The following is a 23,245-nucleotide window of genomic DNA, read 5'->3' as shown; positions in this document are numbered from 1 at the left end:
AGGAATCATGGAAAAAACAGAATTACACCCACAGATATTTCTGATTGAAGATTTTCTGACCGAAACGGAATGCAATCATTATATCAGTCTTTCGCAGGAAAAAGTTTTTGAAGAAGCAAAAATCAATGTATTTGGACGTCAGCAGATGAATAAAGGAGTCAGAAATAATGACCGACTGATGATTTTTGATGAAACAATGGCTGAAGATCTGTTTAAAAAGGCAACCGAATTTCTGCCTCAGGAACACGATGGATATCAGCTTCTTAACTTTAATGAAATGCTTAGGGTCTATAGATATGCTCCCGGACAGCAGTTTAAAATGCACAGGGATGGAAGTTATATCAGAAATGAAAAAGAGAAAAGTTTTTACACCTTTATGATCTATCTGAATGATGATTTTGAAGGAGGAGAAACAGAATTCGAAAGTCTGTTTACCGTGGCTCCGAAGAAAGGAACAGCACTGATTTTTCATCATCCTCTGAGACATGAAGGAAAGACCTTGATTAGTGGACTGAAGTATGTTTTAAGAACGGATATCATGTATTCTAAAGAATAAACATTCTTAAAAAATGGCATTGCTATGTCTTGTTTAATTAGCGTAATATTAACACAAATAAAAATATTTGATCATGGAAGATGAATTAAAACCCAGATTTATCGAATCATTACAAAGAAATAATGATCAGATCAGAGAAGACCGTGCAAAGATCATCGGAGCAGATTCCGAATTGATTTACAGACGCAGAGTTGAAGATATCGAATTAAAAATCAAAAGACTCGAGCGTGAACAGGAAGGGCTTATAGATATCAGTCCTCTAGACAGGAACAGTCTGACATTCGCGGATTTCAATCCCGAATCATTCGTTCAGAAAGACATGGAATTATCATTAACAATCAGAAACCTTAATATTCAGCTTGAAGTAACCCAGAAGAGATTTGAATATTTATTTGGAAAAACACTATAGTCATGGGAAGTACAAGATACGATTTAGACGCTCGTTATGACAGAGCAAGAAAAGCAGGGTACGGAACAAAATCCGCAGGTGAAATTTTTACCCAGAATGCCAAAAGAATGGCTCACGAATCAATGAATCCTCACGGAATTTCTTTCAGAGAATCCAGAGACTCTGAAGTTCACCCCAACTCAGCTCCGATTATTTTAGGACTGGATGTTACAGGAAGTATGGGACATATTCCTCATGAGCTGATCAGAGATGGATTGCCTAAACTGATGGGAGGAATTATTCAGGGAGGCGTTCCGGATCCGGCATTATTATTTCTTGGAATCGGAGACCATGAATGTGATGGCTATCCGCTTCAGGTGGGACAGTTTGAGTCCGGGGATGCAGAACTGGATATGTGGCTTACCCGTACTTATATTGAGTCTGGCGGCGGCGGAAATGCCGGAGAAAGCTATCTATTAGCGTGGTATTTCGCAGCGTTCCATACCAGGACAGATGCCTTTGAAAAAAGAAATCAAAAAGGATTGCTGTTTACCGTTGGAGATGAACCTTGTTTAAAAACACTTCCCGCTTCCGCCATCAGAGAAATTATGGGAAAAGGACAGCAAACCTATACTCATATTGAATTGCTGGAAGAAGTAAAGAAGAAGTACGAAGTATACCATATCAGTGTTTTACATTCAGATCAGGCACTGAGAGCAGACAGAGGATGGAGAGAATTATTAGGACAAAATTGTATTTCCATAGAAGATCACAGAGAAATTCCAAATGTTATTAAAGGAATTATCTGCGATACATTTAAAAATAAAACCTTGGGAACTACAGGAACAGAAGGGTTGGATCAATTTCAAATGCTTTAAAACAGAGCAATTGCCATCAGGAAAATTAAAAGCACAAATGAAGGTGGCAAAGACTTTAAAAAAAGAAAAAAGGACATGAAAAAGGCACAGATCGTTATAGGACTAGGTTTTGGTGATGAAGGAAAAGGGATCACTGCAGATTTTCTGGCTTCTCAGAATCCGGAGGCTGTTGTAATCCGGTTTTCAGGAGGGCAACAGGCTGCTCATACCGTGATGATTGATGATAGAAAACATGTGCATTCAAGCTTTGCAAGCGGATCTCTTCGCGGTTTACCTTCTTATTTTACGGAACATTGCACTATTCATCCGGTTTTTCTACTCAATGAAAGAGAAGAATTAAAAATAAAGAACGGAAATATTGAGCTGCATATTCATCCATTGGCAAAGGTAACCACTCCTTTTGATGTATGGCAGAACAGAACCAATGCAAGAAATCTGGAACACGGAACCTGTGGAAAAGGAGTAGGAGCAACCATGAAAAGATACGAAAGTCCTTATAAACTGTTTGCCATAGACCTGATTGCGCCCAGAGAAATGTTATTGGAAAAACTGAAAGGGATCGCCTATTATTATGGTTTTGCAGATGAAAAAGAAGTTAATGAACTTTTACATCCTTTTTTGAAAGCTATTGACAGGATTGATTGGAAAATAAATGATTATACCTGGCTGGCTTCGTTCAGACACCTTATTTTTGAAGGCAGCCAGGGTATTTTACTCGATATGGATCATGGCGTTTTCCCCAATGTGACCTATGCTCATACCACTTCAAAAAATGCATACGAAATCTGTAAGCTTTTAAAAATTGAAGACATTGAAATGTATTATGTCACCAGAAGCTATTCAACCCGTCACGGAAACGGCTGGATGAGCAATGAAAAAGAAATGGATCTGAAAAATAATGAAGAAGAAACCTGTACATTTAATGAATATCAGAAGGAGTTAAGAACAGGAGAAATAGATTATAACCTGTTGAATTATGCCTTGAAACTGGATGCAGCGTATGTATTTCCGGTTAAAAAGAATCTTGTTATTACATGCCTGGATCAGATTGATGAGAAATTTAAGGTAGAAAATATCGATGTAGAATTTGATGCGATCTACGGATCATATTCTCCGTATTCAAAAGATTTTAAGCAGATTTTATAAATTTTGCAGATACAAGTATTAATTTTATACGAGTCAGAACCAGGGTATTGATAATGAATAAAAGTAAATAACCATGAAAACGATACAATATTTAAAAGGAGATGCTACAGCACCACAGGCAAAAGGAATAAAAATTATCACTCATATCTGTAATGATATCGGAGGCTGGGGAAAAGGTTTTGTAACTGCTATTTCCAAAAGATGGAAGCAACCTGAGCAAGAATACCGTGATTGGTTTAAAAACAAAGAAAAATTTAACTTAGGGGAAATCCAGATTGTTCAGGCAGAAGGAGATATCTGGGTCTGCAATATGATTGCTCAGCATAAAATCATTACTCATTCAGAAGTTCAACCTATCAGATACGATGCAGTGGAAGAATGTTTGTTGAAACTCGCTGATGAAGCTTTGCAGTACAATGCAAGTGTTCATATGCCACGGATAGGATGTGGCTTGGCGGGAGGAAAATGGGAAGAAATAGAACCTATTATTAAAAGAACACTGCTTGCAAAGAATGTAGAGGTGTATGTGTGTGATTTTTAATAGATTAACAACGATGAAAGAATTTGAAATAAGAGCAGATTATAAAAATGACACTCTGGTGGTATACCAGGCTTATAATAAAACAATTGCAAAAGCAGCCGTAGAGAATCAGAAGTTTATGGCACCGTTTTCATTCAACAGAATGACCTGGATAAAGCCTTCTTTTCTTTGGATGATGGAACGCAGTAATTATGGACAGAAATCCAATCAGGAATGTACGCTGGCAATTCACATCAAAAGAGAGGCCTGGGAGAAAGCTTTAAGCAAAGCAATACTTACTTCGCCAGAAAAAAGAGTTTATCCTGATCCCCGAAATTGGGAAAAAGACTTTGAAAATGCTGAAATTTATGTGCAATGGGATCCTGAAAGGAATATTAAGGGAACAAAACTTAATTACCGTTCCATCCAGGTTGGGATCAGCAGATCGCTGATTGAGGAATTCAATGAAGAATGGATTATGAAAATAGAGGATTATACCCCTTTGGTTAAGAAGATTTTGAACTTTACTCAATCAGGGGAATTCGATAAGGCAAAAAAACTGCTGCCTGTAGAAAAGAATTATCCCTTATCAAATGAACTGGCCCATAGAATTGGGGCCACAGTATAATAAATAATTAAAAGAAATGCCATGAAAACAACAACATTATACAGACCAATAGGAGAAAAAGAAATGATATTGATTATAGAAAGTGGGTTTAAAAAATTTCCTCCCAGACTGGATTGGCAGCCCATTTTTTATCCTGTTCTTAATGAAGAATATGCTTCTGAGATTGCTGAAAAATGGAACACCAGAGACGAAGCGGGAAACTATCTGGGCTTTGTAACCCGGTTTGAAGTGTTGGAAGAAGTGGCAGATCAATATCCCGCACAGAATGTAGGAGCCATGAACCACAATGAATTATGGGTTCCTTCGGAAGAGCTGAACAGCTTTAATGAAGCAATTATAGGAGATATCAAAGTCACCAAAGTATTTATAGGAGATGATTTTAAGAATGCCGGAAATACTGAACTGGAAGAACTGATGCTTAACATAAAAAAAACTAACGATGACAAATAAAGGAATGGCAAAAGATACCCTGGATATCCTTGCTAAAAAATATTATATCAACGAACATAGCGAAAAAATAAATATAGAACACGAGCTGGAAATCAGTAAAAAAGAAACCACTCTTTTCACCCCGGAACAGCTTTCAGAAATGATAGAATCCCCAATGCCGGAAACCGGTTTTGAAACGCAGTTTGAAACAAGAAACTGCAGTTCTTTAAAAGCAATTTTACAATTAGCTGAAGAAGAAAATCAGGAAAAAATGATGTGTCTGAACTTTGCTTCAGCAAAAAATCCCGGAGGAGGATTTATCAACGGAGCTGAAGCACAGGAAGAAAGTCTCGCAAGAACTTCCGGATTGTATGAAAGTCTGCTTCAGGCCTGGGACTATTATATGATTCACCGAGCGATGGAATCCTGTTTTTATACTGATACAATGATTTACAGCCCGAAAGTTCCGGTTTTCAGAAAAGATAAAGGAGAATTGCTTCCCAAACCTGTTCTGTGTAATTTCATCACCTCTCCGGCAGTCAATGCAGGGGTGGTAAAACGTCAGGAACCGGAAAGAAAAAATGAAATTCTCCCTGCCATGGATGTCAGAATGGATAAAATGCTTTCGCTGGCTTTACATGAAGGAAATGAAGTTTTAATTTTAGGGGCATGGGGCTGCGGAGTGTTCAGAAACGACCCGAAGGAAATTGCAGGATTATTTAAAACACATCTTCAGGGTAAATATAAAAATAAATTTAAGAGAGTCGTTTTTGCGGTGCTTACAAAGAAAGAAGAAATGCTGAAACCATTTGAAGAAATATAATGAAAATTGAATTAATAAAAGGAGACCTCACAAAGATCCAAGTTGGTGCGATTGTCAATGCTGCCAATTCATCCTTACTTGGTGGAGGCGGAGTGGATGGAGCTATTCATCGAGCAGGAGGGCCACAGATCTTGGAAGAATGCAGAGCGATCAGAAACAGACAAGGTAAATGTAATACTGGTGAAGCTGTAGTAACAAATGCGGGAAATCTCCCTGCAAACTATGTTATTCATACGGTAGGTCCGGTTTGGAATGGTAATGAAGAAAAAGAATCAAAGCTTCTGGCAAACTGTTATCATAATTCCTTGAAATTAGCAGAAAGCCTTGGTGTAAAAACAATTGCTTTTCCAAACATCAGTACAGGAGTATACAGATTCCCAAAAGAACTGGCAGGAAAAATTGCAATAGATGAGGTCAGAAAATTTAAGTCAGATGTCATTGAGAAAGTTATTTTTGTTTGTTTTGATGATGAAAATGAAATGATTTACAAAAAACTATTAGAGTAAACCAATGAAAAAACTAACCATATTAAGCGGCGCAGGAATCAGTGCCGAAAGCGGAATAAAAACCTTCAGAGACGGAGACGGTCTTTGGGAAAATCATAATGTAACAGATGTGGCAAGTCCGGAAGGATGGAGAAAAGACAGGGCTTTAGTGCTGGAGTTTTATAACCAAAGAAGACGTCAGCTGCATGAAGTACAGCCGAACGAAGCGCATCAATTATTAGCAGAACTGGAAAAACATTTCGATGTTCAGATCATTACCCAGAATATTGATGACCTTCACGAAAGAGCAGGATCTACCAATATCTTTCATATTCACGGAGAATTGTTCAAATCATGCTCATGCAACAATAAAAGTCTGATTTATGACCAAAAAGAGGATATCAAAATCGGTGATAAAGCAGAAGATGGAGCTCAATTAAGACCTTTTATCGTTTGGTTCGGAGAAGATGTCCCTTTGTATCAGACCGCAAGAGAAATTGTAAAAGAATCAGATATTTTACTGGTAATTGGAACGTCTTTACAGGTGTATCCGGCTGCCGGACTGATTCATGATATCAAAGATGATTGTCTTTTAATCGTAATCAACCCTAATGAAACAGGATTTGGATACGGACAGAGAGCAGTTGTAATGAAAGAAACAGCAACCCAGGGAATGAAACTATTATTTGATAAACTGGTAAACCTTGCCTGATGGAAAATAAAGTAAAAGCAGGAATCATGGGCGTTTGTATTGGAGATGCTCTTGGTGTTCCTGTAGAATTTAAAAAAAGAGAAGATTTAAAACGTTTTCCAGTAACAAAAATGCTGGAATACATGTCCTGGAATCAACCCAAAGGAACCTGGAGTGATGACAGCTCTCTTACACTTTGTCTTGCTGATGAACTTACCAAGGGATATGATCTGGAAAAGATCGGGCAAAGCTTTGTAAAATGGAACAAATATGGTCACTGGACTGCCCACGGAAGACTTTTCGATATAGGAGGAACAACAAGACATGCCTTGGCGAGATTAATTAAAGGTGAAAGTGCCAGATTTTCAGGAAATATTTTTGAAGAAGACAATGGGAATGGTTCTTTAATGAGAATTCTTCCCCTTGCTTTTTATCTTGAAAATGAAAATGATATTCAGAAACTCTATCTGACGGTAAAAGAAGTCTCAGCAATAACTCACGGGCATTTCCGTTCTGTTTTTGCCTGTTTCATCTATGTTATTTTTACTATTCAATTGTTGAAAGGGAAGAGCAAAAGAGAAGCATATGCTTATACACAAAAAATTGCATTAGATTATTCTGAAGAACAGGGATTTAATCCAAATGAGATTGAGCTTTTCAGAAGAATTCTAAAAAATGATGTTTCCCAATATCCTGAAGATGAAATCAAGAGTGGCGGATATGTCCTCTACAGCCTTGAAGCTTCATTATGGTGTTTTTTAAACTCAGAAAGCTATGCAGAAGCAGTTTTGAAAGCAGTCAACCTGGGCGAAGACACAGATACAACAGGAGCTATCACTGGAGGAATTGCCGGAATTTATTATGGATATGGAAGTATTCCGGAAGAATGGATTGCAGAGCTGGTGAGAAAGGAAGATATTGAAGCATTATGTGAGAAGTTAAACCAAAAATTAATGAATTAAACACAAACCATGAACGAAATAGAAAAGAAAAAAATAAGTAAATTTTTAAGCCTGATTCTACGTCATCAGCCAGAAAGTATAGCACTTAAGCTGGATGAAAACGGGTGGGCAGATATAGATGAGCTGAGAGCAAAATCTGCTAAAAAGAGAATGTTTTTTACTCCCGAAGAATTGGATGAGGTTGTAGAAACCAATAACAAAAAACGTTTTGCTTTTAACGAAGATAAAACCAAGATCAGAGCAAATCAGGGTCATTCTATTGATATAGATCTGGCTTTGGAAGCCAAACAGCCTCCTGAATTTCTTTATCACGGAACTGCAGAAGCCAATATCACTTCCATTTTAGAAAAAGGAATTGAAAAAAGAACCCGCCAGCATGTACACTTAAGTGCTGATAAAGAGACTGCTGCAAAGGTTGGAATGAGACACGGTAAACCCGTAATTCTTACCATCAGAACAGGAACCATGCATCAGGAAGGATTATCTTTCTACCAGTCTGCAAATGGAGTTTGGCTGACAGATTTTGTAGATGCAAAATATATTTCGAAGTAAAATGAAAAGAACATTAGTAATAGGAGACATTCACGGAGGATTTAAAGCATTACAACAGGTTCTTGAGAGAGCTAAAGTCACAATGGATGATCAGCTGATCTTCCTCGGTGATTATGTGGACGGATGGAGCGAATCTTCTGAAATTATTAAATTTTTAATGGAACTTTCCAAAAAGCAGGAATGTATATTCATCAAAGGAAATCATGATGCCTGGTGTGAAGATTGGTTAGCTTTGGGACAAAGCCCCGATGTATGGCTTTTCAATGGCGGAAAAAGTACAGTGGAAAGCTACGCAGATTATCTCCCGGAAGATCTGGATATTCATCTGGAATTCTTTCAAAGAATGAAAAGCTATCATATTGACAATCAGAGCCGCTTGTTTATTCATGCGGGATATGCTTCGATGCACGGCCCTGAAAAAGAAGTTTATTCCAGCAATTACCGATGGGACAGAACCCTTTGGGAAACAGCCGTAGCAATGGATAAAAAACTGGAAAAGAATTCAGAGCTGTATCCCAAAAGACTGCTTTTATACAAAGAAATATTTATCGGGCATACACCCACTCTTGATATTGGGATTACAACGCCGGCCAACAAAGCTAATATTTGGAATATGGACACCGGAGCAGCCTATACCGGAGCTTTATCAATTATGGATATTGATTCTAAAGAATTCTGGCAAAGCGATCCGCTTCCCTCTTTATACCCAAATGAAAAAGGAAGAAATTAATAAATTTAAATAACCCTTACTTGTTTTTAAAACTGGTGAGGGTTTTATTTTTAAAAACAATTTTGGAGTTTCATATATCTGCTTTTTCATAAAAGATGGTTACTTTTAAAGTCTGAAAAATATGACTTCAATGAAACTGAAATATCTTTTATTCACCCTGAGTTCTACCTTATTTTTTGCCCAAAAATCATTTCAGACCCCATTTGAAAAAGGGAATGGCAACCAAACTGTTACCTACGATGAAATGAATAACTATTATCAGGATCTGGCTAAAAACTTCAATACCATTCAGTACCTTAAAAAAGGAGAAGATGATAACGGAAAACCAATTTATGTGGTGGTTTATAATCCTTTTCCGGAAAAAAGCGTTGAAAAATTAAGAAAAGATAAAGCCGTTCTCTTCGTTAACAATGGTATTCACCCCGGAGAACCGGACGGAATAGATGCAACTATGATGCTGATGAGAGATCTTGCTACCCAAAAGATCAAAACTCCACAGAATTTTATCATTGCCGCTATTTCCGCATACAATGTGAGTGGAATGCTGAACAGAGGGGCTTATTCCAGGGCCAATCAGAATGGTCCGGAGCAATATGGTTTCAGAGGAAATGCAAGGAATTATGACCTGAACAGGGACTTTATTAAAGCGGATTCCAAAAATGCCAGAAGCTTTCAGGAAATCTATCAATGGTTAAAACCAGATGTTTTTATAGATAATCATGTCAGCAACGGAGCAGATTATCAATATACATTCACCTATATTTCAACCTTTAAAGAACGCCTGGGAAACACACTTGGAGCTTATTTCTATAACGATTATCAGGCTAAAAATCTTGAGGATATGAAAAAACTGGGGTATGAAAGTACGCCTTACGTCAATATTCATGGTGATGTTCCTGAAGTAGGATTTGCTTCATTTGAAGACTCTCCAAGATATTCCACAGGGTATACTTCTCTTTTCAACTCCTTAGGAACTGTCCCTGAAACCCATATGTTAAAACCTTATGACAAAAGAGTAGATGCTACTTACAAATATATGTTGGTCAACCTGCAGAATTTAGATAAAGAGTACCACAAAATAAAACAGCTCCGCATTGAAAATTTAAAACAATACCAGGCTGGAAAACAATATGGAATCCGTTGGAAAATAGATTCCACCAGGTTTTCTACCATAGATTTTAAAGGCTTTGAAGGGAAATATAAACCCAGTGAAGTTTCCGGCAAGCCAAGGCTTTATTATGATAGAAACAAACCTTTTACAAAGAATATAAAGCTATTTACTACTGCGGTTCCAACAGGATATATTACCATTCCAAAATATTATGTGATTCCACAGTCGCAATACCGCGTTATTGAGGAATTTAAAAGAAATAATATTCAGATGAAACCGATTCGGAAAGACAGTATTTTAGCGGTGGAATCCTATAAAATCAAAGATTTTAAAACAGTTAAAAACCCCTATGAAGGTCACTATCTGCATTTTGAAACCACAGTAGACAAATTCAATAAAAATCTGATGTTTTCTACCGGAGATTACCTGGTTTCTACCAATCAGCCTGGTGTGAAATACATCATAGAAACACTTGAACCTGAGGCATTAGACTCATTTTTCAACTGGAATTTCTTCGATGGGATTCTAGCTCAGAAAGAATACTATTCCGCCTATATTTTTGAAGATACCGCCGCTGAACTGCTGAAAAAAGATAAAAAACTGAAAGAGGCCTTTGAAACAGCGAAAGCATCCGATAAAAAACTGTCTGAAGATGGAGAAGCACAACTGGATTGGGTGTACAGACATTCCCCTTATTTTGAAGAAAAGACTTTCAGACAATATCCTGTTTATAAGGTGTTGTAAAGGGTTTTCATAAAAGTCTGGGTTATTTTTTGGGTTTTCGTGATTATTTGCTAATCAATTTGTTTATTTTTTATTAAATTAGTATGAAAAATAAACACTATGAAACAAATTTATCAATTCGTAACATTGCTGTGCTTTGTACCAATAGGTCTGCTGGCACAATATTCTCAAAGTTTTGATTCGGCAACAATGCCTGCCGATTGGACCGTCATTAATGGAGGCGATCCGGGAACCTGGGAAACCTGGGATTCTTATGATTCCTCATTCAATGCTCCTCATTCCGGAACTCATTTTCTGGGATTGGAATATGGCAGTACTGCCCATGATGATTATGTCATTAGTCCTGCTATAGTAGTGACTGCCGGAGTATCAGATAAGCTTACTTTCTGGGCAAGAAACAGAGGGGCTGGTCTTGCTGAGACGGTAGATATAAAAATATCAACAACAACACCCACCATCGCTGGGCTTACCAATACGCTCGCTGCTGCAGTAAAGCCTCCTACTTCATGGAATCAATATACTTATGATCTGACCCCTTATGTTGGACAAACAATCTATATTGCTTTCTATTCCACTACAGAAGATATCTGGTTTATCGGGATAGATGATTTCCAGGTTTCTGCAAACAGTCTGTCGGTTTCTGATGTGAAAGCAGATAACAGCCGCGCATCTGTCTATCCGAATCCGGTAAAAGATATGTTATATATCAAAAATAAAACGAAGATGTCTGAAATCAATATCTATGATTTTAGTGGTAAGCTGGTGAAAAAAGAAATGATGAACTCAGAAAACGGAACTGTAAATGTAAGCGAATTGGCTGCAGGAAATTATATAGTAAAGGTTAAAGATAAAGAGACTGAGAAAGGCTATAAAATTATTAAAAAATAACATTTTTATAATAGAATCAAAAAGACGTTTCAATTGAAACGTCTTTTTATTTATCTTGGTAAGCCTCTTTTTAAAGCGATTTCTGCCCTTTCAATAGCAAGCTTTTCTTTCCAGTCCATGTATTTACTTTTAAACTGAGACTTCATAACATCGTCAAATTTACGTTGTACGGTAAGATTCCATAAAGAATGAGCTTTTACTGCCCATGATTTGTCCCATGCTCTTAAAGAAATAGAGAAACTTCCATCAAGGTATTTCATCCAATGCCACCATCCTGTAGGCATGAATAAAGTATCTCCGTGTTCCAGGAAACATTCAATTCCTTCTACGCCATCCAGTGCCGGAAACTTTGTGAGGTCTGGATTTTCAATATCATAGTCTTCTAATGCATAGGTTGCATACGGTATCTGATAGAGTCTTTCTCTCCATTTATAATCGAAAAGAAGAATATGTTTTCTTCCGTTGAAGTGAGTATGGAAAATATGTGCCATATCAATATCAAAATGAAGGAATGTTTCAGATCCTTTTCCACCGAAGAACATATTGGGATATTTATCAAGAAACCCTCCCATGAGTTCTTTGGGCGAAATATAATCTTCCAAAAGATTCGGTGCGTATTTTATGGGGTCAAAAAGGAATATTCTCAGATCGGTAGGCTCTCGCTGAATGAGATCTATATAATCTCCAAATTTCATTTTTGCGGCAGAAGAATTGATGGGAGCAGAAGGATCTGCCTTTGAGCTGTCGTATAAAGGAACCTCTACATCTCCTACAACCTCCTTCATGTATTCCATCGTCCATTTTTGGTAAGCTGGCCACTTTTTTGCCATATTTTTGATGACAACGGGCCTTCTGGGCTTCAGATATTTTTCGTAGAATTCCTCTTTGGAAATGTCATCTACAATATCTATAGGCTTTAAAATAATTCCCATTTTAGTAAATTTATATGACAAAATTATTAAATAAATGTTAACGATCCTTGTCTTTAATTTTTTTTTAATCTATGATTCAAATCAGATTTTACTATTTGGAATAGTTAAAAATACTATTTTTTTTTATTAATTGATCAGATCCCTCTTTTTGTTGTAAAAAAAGGCTTAAAATGACGATATATTGTATCAATGATCTAAAATAAGCTAAATTTTGGAGATAGTTTTATTATTGATTAATATGAAATATTTATTTAATAGATTCTTTTTTTTAACAAATCATAAAATTGTAAATTTTAAAGCAGATATTATTAGGTAAATAAAAATAGAGTTTTGATATAGTTTATCTATAATGTTTCTGTTAAAACATAAAAAAAACGAAAATTGTTTTGTTAATTATTGTTAATAATTTAAAAGAAATTACAATTAGTTTTTTGAAACTTGTAAAAAACAAAATTATAACTATGTTTATAGTGATAATGGATTTAACTTTTAATAACAAAAGTCATCTTTATAAAAGTGTAACAAAAAACTACAATGATTAACTAATTGAGCAAATAATAGGTATGAAAAAAAATATTTCTTTATTTCTGATGCTTTTCTTTACGGTGCTCACTTTTGCACAGAAGACAGTTACAGGAAAGATTACTGATGATGACGGGGTAGCAATACCAAGTGCCAGTGTGACTATAGAAGAACCAGGTAAAGATGCAATTCTGGCTTACGGAATTACCAACTCTAAAGGAGAATATAAAGTAACTTTCACATCCGCAGAACCCAATGTGGATCTTAAAGTGAAAGCGTTCAATCAGAAACCCCTTACTAAGCAAATCAGCAACAGCGATCAGACTCTGAGCTTTAAAATGCAGTCTGAAGCTACGGAAATAAAGGAAGTACAGCTGAAAACAAAAATGATTACCGCAAGAGGAGATACCATTTCTTACGATCTTAAAGCTTTCAACAGCAAGAATGACAGAACCCTGGCAGATGTAATGAAAAAAATCCCGGGAATTGAAGTCAATAATGACGGAACAATTCTTTATCAGGGAAATGCCATTAATAAATTCTATGTCAATGGAAAAGATCTTATGGAAGGTGGTTATGGTACCATCAACAATTCACTTCCGAAAGATGCAGTACAGAAAGTGGAAGTTCTGGAGAACCACCAGCCGGTAAAAATACTTCAGGACAAAGTGCCTTCAGATCAGGCAGCCATCAATATCAAACTGAAAAACTCCGTAACCATGACTGGTAGAGGGGAAGTAGGAACAGGATTCGGAGATCCATGGCTTTGGAATGTAAAACTGACCCCTATGTTCTTTGGACAGAAAAGCCAATGGGTAGTCAATTATAAAACCAATAATATGGGTGAGCAGGTGGAAAACGAAGGGAATATTCTGGCGTTTGGAAATAGATTTGAAGGAAAAAGAATCAATGCTTCACAAAATGACTGGTTGAACGTAGAAAATGCAGATACCCCTAATCTTCCAGTGAAAAGATATCTGATGAATAATGTTCATTATTTATCAGCCAATTATCTTACCAATATTGATAAGAAAAAGGAGTGGGAACTTAAAGCCAACGCAAACTATACCAACAATGCTGTAGAAAGAGAATCCTATAGTCAAAAGGATTATTTTGGAGGAACTTCCAATAGTATAAAAATCCTGAATAATTTTTATACAGATAAAGCAAAAGGAGAATTAATATTTACAAAGAATGCAAAAAAAGGATTTTTTAAAAATACCACAAGTTTCTCTCAATATTGGAATGCAGACAGGGGAATTGTTGACAGAACAGATCTGAAAAGTGGAATACTGAGAAATGCTAATGAGGGTGTTGAATCTCCTACAACATCATTCCAGAACTCACTAAGTACAATTATTCCTTGGAAAGAAAAAATGGTAAATCTTTTATCCTATGTAAGCTACCAAACGGACAGACAGACTTTGCAAGTTTCTCCATCATCTTATCTGGATATCCCTGGATTTGAACCGGTAGCTAATACAGAATTTGCAACACAGAGTTTAAGACTTAAGACTTTTGAAGCTAATCACTCTGCCAATATTGGTTTTTCTGCTAAAGGATGGACATTTACTCCTGAAGTTGGATTTAATTTTAAAAGCACAGGTATGGTGTCAGATTTGTCAAACGTGAAAGCAATTCCATCTGCCAATCCTGATAAAGATCCCAAACCAGAGGCATATAGCAATGATTTAAATTACACCATAGCTACACCATACGGAAGTTTAGGGATAAATTATAAAAATGAATCATGGATGATCTATGCCAATCTTCCGGTAAACTCAAACAATATTAAAGCGGAAGATCCATTAAGACTCGTTTCAAAATCGGTAAATAAAGTAACGTTTGAACCTAATATTTTTGCACAATATTCTTTTGCTTCATTCTGGAAAGCATCCGTAAATGCTAATATTAATAATAATTTTGGAGAAATAAATACAGCATATTCAGGATTCTTAATGACATCACCAGAGGGAATTAGAGCAATGGATGTTAAAAACCCAATTCCTCAGAATAACAATAAATCTGCAGGAACAAGAATAGAATATAGAAACCCATTGAATAATCTGTTCTTCAATGTTAATTACAGATATTCTGATGCAAAGAGAAACTTAATTTCAAATCCGGAGATCAATGGAGCCGGATATACCATAATGAAATATAAAGAGCAGGATAATCATGTATTGAGTAATGGATATAGTGTAGAAGTTGGAAAATATTTTCCAAAATTTAAAACAAACGCATCTCTTAGTTATAGCAACAATACGACAGAATCTGATGCATTTTTGAATGATAAATCCTATACTAATAAAAATAATGGCCAGTCATTTGGTATTAAATTCAATAATACCTATTTCAGTTGGATGAGCGTTGATTATAATGCAAGTCTTACCAGAACAAAACAAACAAGTGTTGGAGAATTAAACTCAAATGCTACCAGAACAGGATTTACCCATAACCTAGGGGTTTTCTTCTATCCTATGGAAAGTCATACTGTGGGATTCAATTGGGATCAGGTAAATACAAATGCGGCAGGTCAAAAATATCATAATGGATTCTACGATGTATCATATCAGTTCACTTGGACTAAAAAGAAAATTGATTTTGAATTGAAATGGATGAATATCGCGAATAAAAAAGTTTTCGAAACCTATGATATTAATACCACAAATATTACATATACAAGATATCAACTCCGCCCTAGTCAAGTCATGTTTACTGTAAAATTCAACTTTAAATAAAATAAAAACCAATCCATCAGGATTGGTTTTTTGTTGAGATATACTGATGTATTAAAATTAAAAACTTTGCTGGTCTGCTGAAGGCCCATAGCTTCCTGGCAAAGGAATGTTGTTCAGTCTGTAATATACTCCCAATTGTGCTCTGTGATGCGTAATCTGATTTAATGCATGCCGTATCGCTCCGTATTTACTCCAGCTTGCCAGTTCATGGCCGTCATTTTTAATCGTCCAGCTGGGGGTCAGATCGTCCTCCGTACTATTTTCCAATGCCGCTTTACCTGCCTGATAATCTTCTTCCAGTTTTTTCATAAGATCATCTTTTGTAGAAAGAATTGTCGGTTTGTAATCGCCTTTACCAAAATCCAGTTCAGAAGTTTTCAAAATAGTGTTCGGCCATTCAAAAACTTCTACGAGATGGGTGGCAAGAGGCATCATTTTCATGCTTTTTTCATGGGGAGCGAAGTCATTTTTTCCTTCGGGAAACAATTCAATAAACTTTTTTGTGGTTTGGAATTCTCCTTCCAGTTCGGATTTTAATTGAGATAACGTGTCCATAATATTTTGTTTTTTAGAAACTTAAAGGTAAGCGTTTAAAAAATGAAACTGTTTTAAGAGAATCATAATTTTTTAATCACCACGTAATCCGGAGGAGATAAATCTTTTCCTAAAAAATAAAATTTCAAAAAAACTGTAACAAAAGAAGACATGTGATTACTAATTATATAAAACTTGTTATAATGAAAAAGTTATTCTCTATATTTCTTATTGCTCTTTTTGCATTTGCAGGAGCTCAGGAATCAAAGGAAACTGCAAACCGTTTCTTTTATGAACTGACTTTTAAACCGAAGAAAGATTCGGCAAAACTTGATAAGATCATTACCATCCTTGATATTACTCCAAAGAAATCAATCTATCAGGATTATACAATGCCTGCTCAGGATTCTATCATTAAAATTCAGATAGAAGAAATGGAGAAAACCAAGTCTTTCAAGGATATGACCAAACTGATAAAATGGCCTAAATTCTCCTATAAAATTATCAAAAGCTATCCGGACATGAAGGTTCAGTATGTAGACAGAATCAGCAGAAACCTATTTTCATACGATGACGAGCCGAAACTGCAGTGGAGTATTTTACCTGATAAAGAAAAGGTGGGTGCATACAATGCTCAGAAAGCAACTACAGAATTCGGAGGAAGAAAATGGACGGCATGGTTCAGTTCAGATATCCCTTTTCAGGATGGACCTTATAAATTTAAAGGACTTCCAGGTCTGATTGTAAAAATTGAAGACGCTGATAAAAACTATTCCTGGCAGTTGAGCGGAAATAAAAAGATCGAAAACTATGATGAATTGTCATATGCAGATAAGATCAATGCTAAGATGGGAATGATGAGCAATACAATAACACCTACATCCAAAGATAAATTCCTGAAATCCTACGAAGGATATAAAGCTGATCCGTTTGCAGAATCAAGACCTTATATGACGGCAGAGAATATGAGCAGACCTATGCCGGGAACAGATGGAACAGTAGGAGATTTCATGAAGAGATTGGAAAAACAGGTAAAGGATTTCTTCGGATCCAATGATAACCCAATAGAAAAAGAACAAGCTTCTGACAAGAAGAAAAAATAAGACTTCATATCAACTAAATTATATTTTGAATCAACCCAGATACAGCAATGTGTTTGGGTTGATTTCTTTTATCCCTAAACGTTATTTAGATTAAATTTAAATAACGTATATTTGCAGGACTAAAAATTAGGCTTTGAAAGAGAAAGGATTACATAAATTAAGTGGATTCCCTAAAAACAAAATGGGGAAGATATTGGGGTATGATAATGACCATCTGAAAATGCCCAATAAAATCATTGAAATGGGGCTTCTTCCGGAAACCACTTTCAGAATTTTGTATCAGGCTCCGTTCAACGGGCCAATGTATGTGGAGTTTGGAGCAGAAAAAAGCCGGATTGCTCTTCGTGAGGAAGAAGGAGATTACATCATTGTTGAAGAATTGAATTAATGCAGGAAAACAAGAAAAAACAGATACTTTTAGTCGGAAATCCTAATGTAGGAAAGTCAACGGTTTTCAATACGCTTTGCAACAAAAAGCAGAAGACCGGAAACTATGCCGGCGTTACCGTTGCTAGCCATTCGGGGAACTATACTTATAAAAATGAAGAAGTGGAAGTAATTGATCTTCCAGGTTCTTACAGCGTATACCCGAGTTCAGAAGATGAAGCTATTTTTTCCAAATACCTTATTGACGAGCAGAAAAACTATGCAGGAGTTGTTTATATTCTTGAAGCATTAAGTTTAAAAAGAGGACTGCTTCTGTTTCAGCAGATTCAGGACCTTGGGATTCCAATGATTCTGATTGTCAATCAGATTGATCAGGCAGAAAGAAGAGGAATCACTATTGATATTCAAAAATTTTCCGAAGCATTAGGCATTAAAATTATCCAGACCAATGCCAAAGAGCAGATCGGGATTGAGGAAGTAAGAGAAGCTGTTTACAACAATGAGTTTGTAAAAACAGATCAGGTTTCTTTTGAAACACCAAACGAACATAGAGATTTTATTCAGAAACTGGCAGCACATAAAGGTTTCGATAATGAATACAAAGCCTGGATGAGCCTTTCACTTGGGACAGACCTCGGCAGAATAAGCTCTGTAATGGAACAACTGAATGAATCCGATTCTAAAAGCCTGGTTCCAAAAAGGTTGCAGGTTCAGGAAACCGTTAGAAGATATCAGAACGTAGACAAAATACTGGCTGATGTAATTTCTAAAAAAGCCCAATTCAAAGAATTATTAACTGAAAGACTGGATAAAGTTTTAGTACATAAATTCTGGGGTTATGTCGTCTTTTTAGTGATCTTACTGATTATTTTCCAAAGCGTTTTCTTCCTTGCAGAATTTCCTATGAACTGGATTGAAGAGTCCTTCTCTTGGCTGGCAGCATTTACAAACGAACACCTTCCTGAAGGACCAATTAATTCGCTGATTTCAAACGGAATCGTTCCGGGAATCGGAGGAATTGTCGTTTTTGCACCACAGATTGGAATTTTGCTGTATTTTCTTTATCTGTTGGAAGACTCAGGATATATGGCAAGAGTTGTATTTCTGATGGACAGATTACTTCGTCCTTTCGGACTTAACGGAAAAAGTATTGTTCCGCTTGTATCGGGAACGGCCTGCGCTATTCCTGCGGTAATCTCTACCAGAAACATTGAAAATGTAAAAGAAAGATTGCTGACGATATTGGTAACACCATTTATGACATGCTCTGCAAGACTTCCGGTGTACAGTATTATTATCGGTCTGATCATCTCAGAAGGATCATTTTTAGGAATAAAATATAAAGCGCTGGTTCTGATGGGGATGTATCTACTAGGTTTCTTGGTCGCTTTATTGTCAGCAGCAATCCTAAAAAGATTTATTAAAAGTAAAGGAAAAACATACCTGGTAATGGACCTTCCGGCCTATAAAAAACCACTTTTTGGCTACGACTTTAAAATGGTTTTAGGGAAAGTATGGGACTTCGTTACAGGAGCAGGAAAAATCATTTTTATTGTAAGTGTTATCATCTGGTTCCTGAGCTATTTCGGACCAAGTCAGAAAACAGATGAATTGGTAGCAACAGACGTTCATCTTGACCATTCTTACCTTGCCAAAATGGGTAAAGGAATAGAGCCTGTTATTGCTCCACTGGGCTACGACTGGAAAATGGGAGTTGGAATTCTTACCAGTTTTGTGGCGAGAGAAGTGTTCGTAGGGACAATGTCTACCCTTTACAGTTTGGAAGATGATGCTCCGGAAGTAAAAGTGATTGATAAAATGAGGAGAGATGTAAAACCCAACGGAGAAAAAGTCTTCAGCTTTGCAACCGGAATCTCAGTTCTTCTTTTCTATGCATTTGCAATGCAGTGTGTTTCTACACTTGCAGTAGTCTACAGAGAAACCAAAAGCTGGAAATGGACCGGCTTTCAGGTAGTCATGATGACAGGTTTGGCATATTTTGTGTCGATGATAGTATATCAGATTTTAAAGTAATGGACTCATCATTAATTTTTCAATACGTACTTATCTTATTAATTGTAGCATTTGCCTGTTACTCTCTATTTAAAGTACTTAAAAAGAACTTTGCCCCTAAGAAATTCAGCTCCAAAAGAACCAACTGTGATAAAGATTGTGGCTGTTCTTAATACTGGGTTCATCGGATAATTGAAAAAAATGTAGTAATTTCATTTTTCTAACGTAAATTATTCGGTTTGAATTTTTTAAAGACAGGATTACTTGTACTATTTTCTTTATCAGTCTTTCAGGTAAAAGCACAGTCGGATACCGCAAATACCAAGTCTTATGCAGACCAGGTAATGATCCGTGTGAATCTTGATACTAATATCGAAAACTATGTTTTTTCAACAGGAGAAGGCAAGAATGCGTTCGAAATGGACCTGTCAATCAACAATAAAACGAAAACATCATTTTCAGTCGATTATAGAATTATAAGTGCGACCGTATCATTTGCACCCAGATTTTTAGAGGGTAATAATGATGATGAAATGAAAGGAAAGAGCTCTTATACCGATTTGAGTTTCAGATTATTCCCCGGAAGATTTATCCAGAATATTTATTATAAAAATGTAAGCGGGTTCTATGTTGAAAATATGAAAGACCTGTCCCCCGAATGGCAGGAAGGAAGAGATCCATACATTCAGTTTCCGGATTTAAGGGTTCAAACCTTTGGTGGATCCACCTCCTATATTCTCAATAAAAATTTTTCAGCAAGAAGTATCTATACACAGGGAGAATGGCAGTATAAAAGCAGCGGAAGCTGGGTTCCTTTTGTAGACTATGACCTTACTATTTTCAGAAATAAAATTTATGGTATAAAAAGCAAAGAGACCCAATATAATATCGGCGGAAATATAGGATATTTCTATAATTGGGTCATTGGTAAGAATGTTAATATCTCACCTTATCTGGCTATTGGGGTCGGAGGGAAGTTCTCCAGCTACCGTGATTTTCAGAATGGAGGAACCAAAGAAAATGCCCAGTATGCCACCATAAGAATGCAGGGCGGGCTTCACATCGGGTATAATACAGACCGGTTTTTATTCGGAGGTAAAATGAATTTTAAGACCTATGCCTATGATCAGAAAAATAATCAGACCGTAGAAAATAATAACCTCTATGGACTGTTATATATAGGGTATCGTTTTGCACCACCGAAAGTTGTGAAAAATACCTATGATAAAATCCAAAAAAAGATTCCCGTTTTATAAGTTGAAAGGTCTTTTAAGTATCTTTGCGTTGGAAAATTTAGAAAGAACAAAATAAAAGTAAAAACATCATGTCATTAATAAAATCTATTTCCGGAATTCGCGGAACCATTGGCGGTAAAGTAAATGATAACTTAACACCGCTGGATGTAGTAAAGTTCGCTTCCGCATTCGGAACCTGGCTTCAGAATAATAAAAACAAAAAAGATCTTACCCTTATCATCGGAAGAGATGCCAGAATTTCTGGTCAGATGGTTTCTTCTTTGGTTACTGCTACATTGCAGGGATTGGGAATTAATGTAGTAGATCTTGGCCTTTCTACAACACCAACAGTTGAAATAATGGTTCCTGAGCTGAATGCAGACGGAGGAATCATCCTTACCGCTTCCCACAACCCAAAACAGTGGAATGCCCTTAAATTATTGAACGAAAAAGGAGAATTCATCACTGGAGAAAACGGGGCTGAAGTACTCGCTTTAGCAGAGAGTGAAGACTTCAACTATGCAGAAGTGGATGATCTTGGAAAATATGAAACAAGAGATGATGCTTTTGATATCCATATCCAGCAGATCCTGGATTTACCAATGGTAGATGTAGAAGCAATCAAAGCTAAAAACTTTAAAGTAGCCCTGGATGCCGTAAACTCTACAGGAGGTATTGCCATTCCTATGCTTTTGGATAAACTAGGTTGCGAAACCATCAAATTATACTGTGAGCCTACAGGACATTTCCCACACAATCCTGAGCCTTTGAAAGAACATTTGGGAGACATCTGTGAATTGATGAAAAGAGAAAATGCAGACGTAGGAGTTGTAGTAGATCCGGATGTAGACAGATTAGCCCTGATTGATGAAAAGGGAGAAATGTTTGGTGAAGAGTATACATTGGTTGCTGTTGCAGATTATCTGTTGAAACACAAAAAAGGAGCAGCTATTTCCAATCTTTCTTCCAGCCGTGCTTTGAGAGATGTAGCGCGTTCGCATGATTCAGAATACTTTGCCAGTGCTGTGGGAGAAGTGAACGTAGTGACTTTGATGAAAGAGAAAAATGCTGTCATCGGAGGAGAAGGAAACGGAGGAATTATCTATCCTGATTTACATTACGGAAGAGACTCTTTAGTAGGAGTTGCACTATTCTTAACGCATTTAGCTAAAGAAAATAAGACTGTTTCTGAACTTAGAGCAGGATATCCAAGCTATTTCATGGGTAAAAAGAAAATAGAACTGACTCCGGAGATTGATGTAGATGCTATTTTAAGCAAAATGGAGCAGGAATATCAGAATGAAGACGTTTCTACTGTAGATGGTGTTAAAATAGATTTTGAAAACAACTGGGTTCATCTTAGAAAATCCAACACAGAGCCGATTATCAGAATTTATACTGAAGCTCATTCTCAGGAAGAAGCTGATCAGTTGGGTGATGATATCATTGCTAAAATTAAGAGTTTAATCTAAAAAAATAGAAAAAGAACGGGCACATTGTCCGTTCTTTTTTATATCAGGCATGTTTGAGCATATCAAAAAAAGGTTTCCCTTCCCTAAAGAAAAATGGAGAAAATTCCTGGGCAGCTTCGAACGTATGGAAGTTCCCGCCAAAACCTTACTTTTAAAAGAAGATGAGGTTTCCTACAATGCCTATTATATTGAAAAAGGAATGGTGAGAGCATGGTATAATAATGACGGAAAAGATGTAACATTCCAGTTTTTTCTTGAAAATACAATGTTTTCTTCCCTTGAAAGCTTCAAAAAAGGCTTACCAAGTATGGTGTCATTTGAGACCATAGAGCCCTGTATTTTATATAAAATCAACAAACCCGATGTAGAGGCTTTCCTGGAAGAAGTATATGAAAATCCAGAGCTCAGAAACCTGTTTATGGATGCTCTTTTTGAAAGGGTATTCGATTATATGAAACATTTCTTTTCATTCATTAAAGACACTCCGCAGCAACGATATCTGAATCTGGTTAAGCAAAAACCCGAGATTATCAAAAGAGTTCCCCAGCATTATATAGCCTCCTATTTAGGCATTACAACGGTGCATCTCAGCAGGATTAAAAGCAAAATATTAAAGGAGAGGCTGGAATAGGCTGGAAGATGGAAGCCAGAAACTTAAAAAGAAACTGCATAAATTAGACTCATCTTAAACGCAACGTTCACAAAGATTAATATGTATTGTTGAATACGATCGCAAAGGCGTTTTACTCAGAAATGATGGTTCTTTACTAAACGA

At 36.4% G+C, this 23,245-nt stretch carries 24 protein-coding genes; 22 read left to right on the top strand and 2 right to left on the bottom strand.

Going from position 1 to position 23,245, the window contains the following annotated elements; genetic code table 11:
- Positions 1-7 precede the first annotated feature (7 nt).
- The 15 genes from CHRYMOREF3P_RS13820 to CHRYMOREF3P_RS13750 all read left to right on the top strand — a co-directional run bounded on the left by CHRYMOREF3P_RS13820 (position 8) and on the right by CHRYMOREF3P_RS13750 (position 11,531).
- On the top strand, positions 8-556 hold the full coding sequence (locus tag CHRYMOREF3P_RS13820) for a 2OG-Fe(II) oxygenase (RefSeq protein ID WP_180564863.1): 549 nt from the start codon (positions 8-10) through the stop codon (positions 554-556).
- 73 nt (positions 557-629) lie between these two features.
- Positions 630-965 (top strand): hypothetical protein, encoded by a 336-nt coding sequence (locus tag CHRYMOREF3P_RS13815; protein WP_077413207.1) that lies wholly within the window; start codon positions 630-632, stop codon positions 963-965.
- 2 nt (positions 966-967) lie between these two features.
- Positions 968-1,822: a hypothetical protein gene (locus CHRYMOREF3P_RS13810; protein WP_180564862.1), complete on the top strand. Its 855-nt coding sequence runs from the start codon at positions 968-970 to the stop codon at positions 1,820-1,822.
- A gap of 75 nt (positions 1,823-1,897) precedes the next feature.
- On the top strand, positions 1,898-2,968 hold the full coding sequence (locus CHRYMOREF3P_RS13805) for an adenylosuccinate synthetase (protein WP_180564861.1): 1,071 nt from the start codon (positions 1,898-1,900) through the stop codon (positions 2,966-2,968).
- A 73-nt stretch (positions 2,969-3,041) separates the two neighbouring features.
- Complete coding sequence (locus tag CHRYMOREF3P_RS13800; RefSeq protein ID WP_180564860.1) at positions 3,042-3,509, top strand: macro domain-containing protein; 468 nt, start codon at positions 3,042-3,044, stop codon at positions 3,507-3,509.
- A gap of 13 nt (positions 3,510-3,522) precedes the next feature.
- The gene (locus CHRYMOREF3P_RS13795; protein WP_180564859.1) at positions 3,523-4,116 is read left to right on the top strand and encodes a DUF4291 domain-containing protein; all 594 of its coding nucleotides are present in this window, start codon (positions 3,523-3,525) and stop codon (positions 4,114-4,116) included.
- A gap of 21 nt (positions 4,117-4,137) precedes the next feature.
- Positions 4,138-4,566 (top strand): ADP-ribosylation/crystallin J1, encoded by a 429-nt coding sequence (locus CHRYMOREF3P_RS13790; RefSeq protein ID WP_180564858.1) that lies wholly within the window; start codon positions 4,138-4,140, stop codon positions 4,564-4,566.
- Positions 4,556-5,368 carry a TIGR02452 family protein gene (locus CHRYMOREF3P_RS13785; protein WP_180564857.1) on the top strand — a complete coding sequence of 271 codons (813 nt, stop codon included), beginning with the start codon at positions 4,556-4,558 and terminating at the stop codon, positions 5,366-5,368. The genes CHRYMOREF3P_RS13790 and CHRYMOREF3P_RS13785 overlap by 11 nt, the downstream gene beginning before the upstream one ends.
- Positions 5,368-5,874 carry an O-acetyl-ADP-ribose deacetylase gene (locus CHRYMOREF3P_RS13780; protein ID WP_180564856.1) on the top strand — a complete coding sequence of 169 codons (507 nt, stop codon included), beginning with the start codon at positions 5,368-5,370 and terminating at the stop codon, positions 5,872-5,874. The genes CHRYMOREF3P_RS13785 and CHRYMOREF3P_RS13780 overlap by 1 nt, the downstream gene beginning before the upstream one ends.
- Before the next feature lie 4 nt (positions 5,875-5,878).
- On the top strand, positions 5,879-6,565 hold the full coding sequence (locus CHRYMOREF3P_RS13775; RefSeq protein ID WP_077413200.1) for an SIR2 family NAD-dependent protein deacylase: 687 nt from the start codon (positions 5,879-5,881) through the stop codon (positions 6,563-6,565).
- Positions 6,565-7,506: an ADP-ribosylglycohydrolase family protein gene (locus CHRYMOREF3P_RS13770; protein ID WP_180564855.1), complete on the top strand. Its 942-nt coding sequence runs from the start codon at positions 6,565-6,567 to the stop codon at positions 7,504-7,506. The genes CHRYMOREF3P_RS13775 and CHRYMOREF3P_RS13770 overlap by 1 nt, the downstream gene beginning before the upstream one ends.
- A 9-nt stretch (positions 7,507-7,515) precedes the next feature.
- The gene (locus CHRYMOREF3P_RS13765; protein ID WP_180564854.1) at positions 7,516-8,058 is read left to right on the top strand and encodes an RNA 2'-phosphotransferase; all 543 of its coding nucleotides are present in this window, start codon (positions 7,516-7,518) and stop codon (positions 8,056-8,058) included.
- A 1-nt stretch (position 8,059) separates the two neighbouring features.
- Complete coding sequence (locus CHRYMOREF3P_RS13760; protein WP_180564853.1) at positions 8,060-8,788, top strand: metallophosphoesterase family protein; 729 nt, start codon at positions 8,060-8,062, stop codon at positions 8,786-8,788.
- A gap of 130 nt (positions 8,789-8,918) precedes the next feature.
- Positions 8,919-10,643, top strand: a complete 1,725-nt coding sequence (locus tag CHRYMOREF3P_RS13755) for a hypothetical protein (RefSeq protein ID WP_180564852.1) — start codon at positions 8,919-8,921, stop codon at positions 10,641-10,643.
- Between the two features lie 99 nt (positions 10,644-10,742).
- The gene (locus CHRYMOREF3P_RS13750) at positions 10,743-11,531 is read left to right on the top strand and encodes a T9SS-dependent choice-of-anchor J family protein (protein ID WP_077413196.1); all 789 of its coding nucleotides are present in this window, start codon (positions 10,743-10,745) and stop codon (positions 11,529-11,531) included.
- Between the two features lie 50 nt (positions 11,532-11,581).
- Here CHRYMOREF3P_RS13750 and CHRYMOREF3P_RS13745 read toward each other — a convergent pair whose 3' ends face one another.
- Complete coding sequence (locus CHRYMOREF3P_RS13745) at positions 11,582-12,463, bottom strand: cupin-like domain-containing protein (protein WP_047377953.1); 882 nt, start codon at positions 12,461-12,463, stop codon at positions 11,582-11,584.
- A 563-nt stretch (positions 12,464-13,026) separates the two neighbouring features.
- Here CHRYMOREF3P_RS13745 and CHRYMOREF3P_RS13740 point away from each other — a divergent pair.
- Positions 13,027-15,726, top strand: a complete 2,700-nt coding sequence (locus CHRYMOREF3P_RS13740; RefSeq protein WP_077413195.1) for a Plug and carboxypeptidase regulatory-like domain-containing protein — start codon at positions 13,027-13,029, stop codon at positions 15,724-15,726.
- Between the two features lie 57 nt (positions 15,727-15,783).
- Here CHRYMOREF3P_RS13740 and CHRYMOREF3P_RS13735 read toward each other — a convergent pair whose 3' ends face one another.
- Positions 15,784-16,281, bottom strand: coding sequence for a DinB family protein (locus CHRYMOREF3P_RS13735; RefSeq protein WP_180564851.1), 498 nt, complete (start codon positions 16,279-16,281; stop codon positions 15,784-15,786).
- A gap of 182 nt (positions 16,282-16,463) precedes the next feature.
- Between CHRYMOREF3P_RS13735 and CHRYMOREF3P_RS13730 the strand changes: the two genes are divergently transcribed.
- The 6 genes from CHRYMOREF3P_RS13730 to CHRYMOREF3P_RS13705 all read left to right on the top strand — a co-directional run bounded on the left by CHRYMOREF3P_RS13730 (position 16,464) and on the right by CHRYMOREF3P_RS13705 (position 23,101).
- A complete protein-coding gene (locus CHRYMOREF3P_RS13730; protein WP_047380020.1) occupies positions 16,464-17,363 on the top strand; it encodes a GLPGLI family protein in 900 nt (299 codons plus the stop codon).
- 133 nt (positions 17,364-17,496) lie between these two features.
- Positions 17,497-17,751, top strand: coding sequence for a ferrous iron transport protein A (locus CHRYMOREF3P_RS13725; RefSeq protein WP_034693968.1), 255 nt, complete (start codon positions 17,497-17,499; stop codon positions 17,749-17,751).
- Positions 17,751-19,784 carry a ferrous iron transport protein B gene (gene feoB / locus CHRYMOREF3P_RS13720; RefSeq protein WP_077413193.1) on the top strand — a complete coding sequence of 678 codons (2,034 nt, stop codon included), beginning with the start codon at positions 17,751-17,753 and terminating at the stop codon, positions 19,782-19,784. Before CHRYMOREF3P_RS13725 ends, feoB begins: the two co-directional genes overlap by 1 nt.
- Before the next feature lie 218 nt (positions 19,785-20,002).
- A complete protein-coding gene (locus tag CHRYMOREF3P_RS13715) occupies positions 20,003-21,019 on the top strand; it encodes a DUF4421 family protein (protein ID WP_180564850.1) in 1,017 nt (338 codons plus the stop codon).
- Between the two features lie 68 nt (positions 21,020-21,087).
- Entirely contained in the window at positions 21,088-22,470 is a 1,383-nt protein-coding gene (gene glmM / locus CHRYMOREF3P_RS13710) for a phosphoglucosamine mutase (RefSeq protein WP_180564849.1), read from the top strand.
- 49 nt (positions 22,471-22,519) lie between these two features.
- A complete protein-coding gene (locus tag CHRYMOREF3P_RS13705) occupies positions 22,520-23,101 on the top strand; it encodes a Crp/Fnr family transcriptional regulator (RefSeq protein ID WP_180564848.1) in 582 nt (193 codons plus the stop codon).
- Positions 23,102-23,245 lie beyond the last annotated feature (144 nt).

The sequence above is a fragment of the Chryseobacterium sp. JV274 genome (genome assembly GCF_903969135.1).
GTDB lineage: Bacteria > Bacteroidota > Bacteroidia > Flavobacteriales > Weeksellaceae > Chryseobacterium.
The sequence above is the reverse complement of the archived record's forward strand: the minus strand, read 5'-3'. Positions and strand labels throughout refer to the sequence as shown.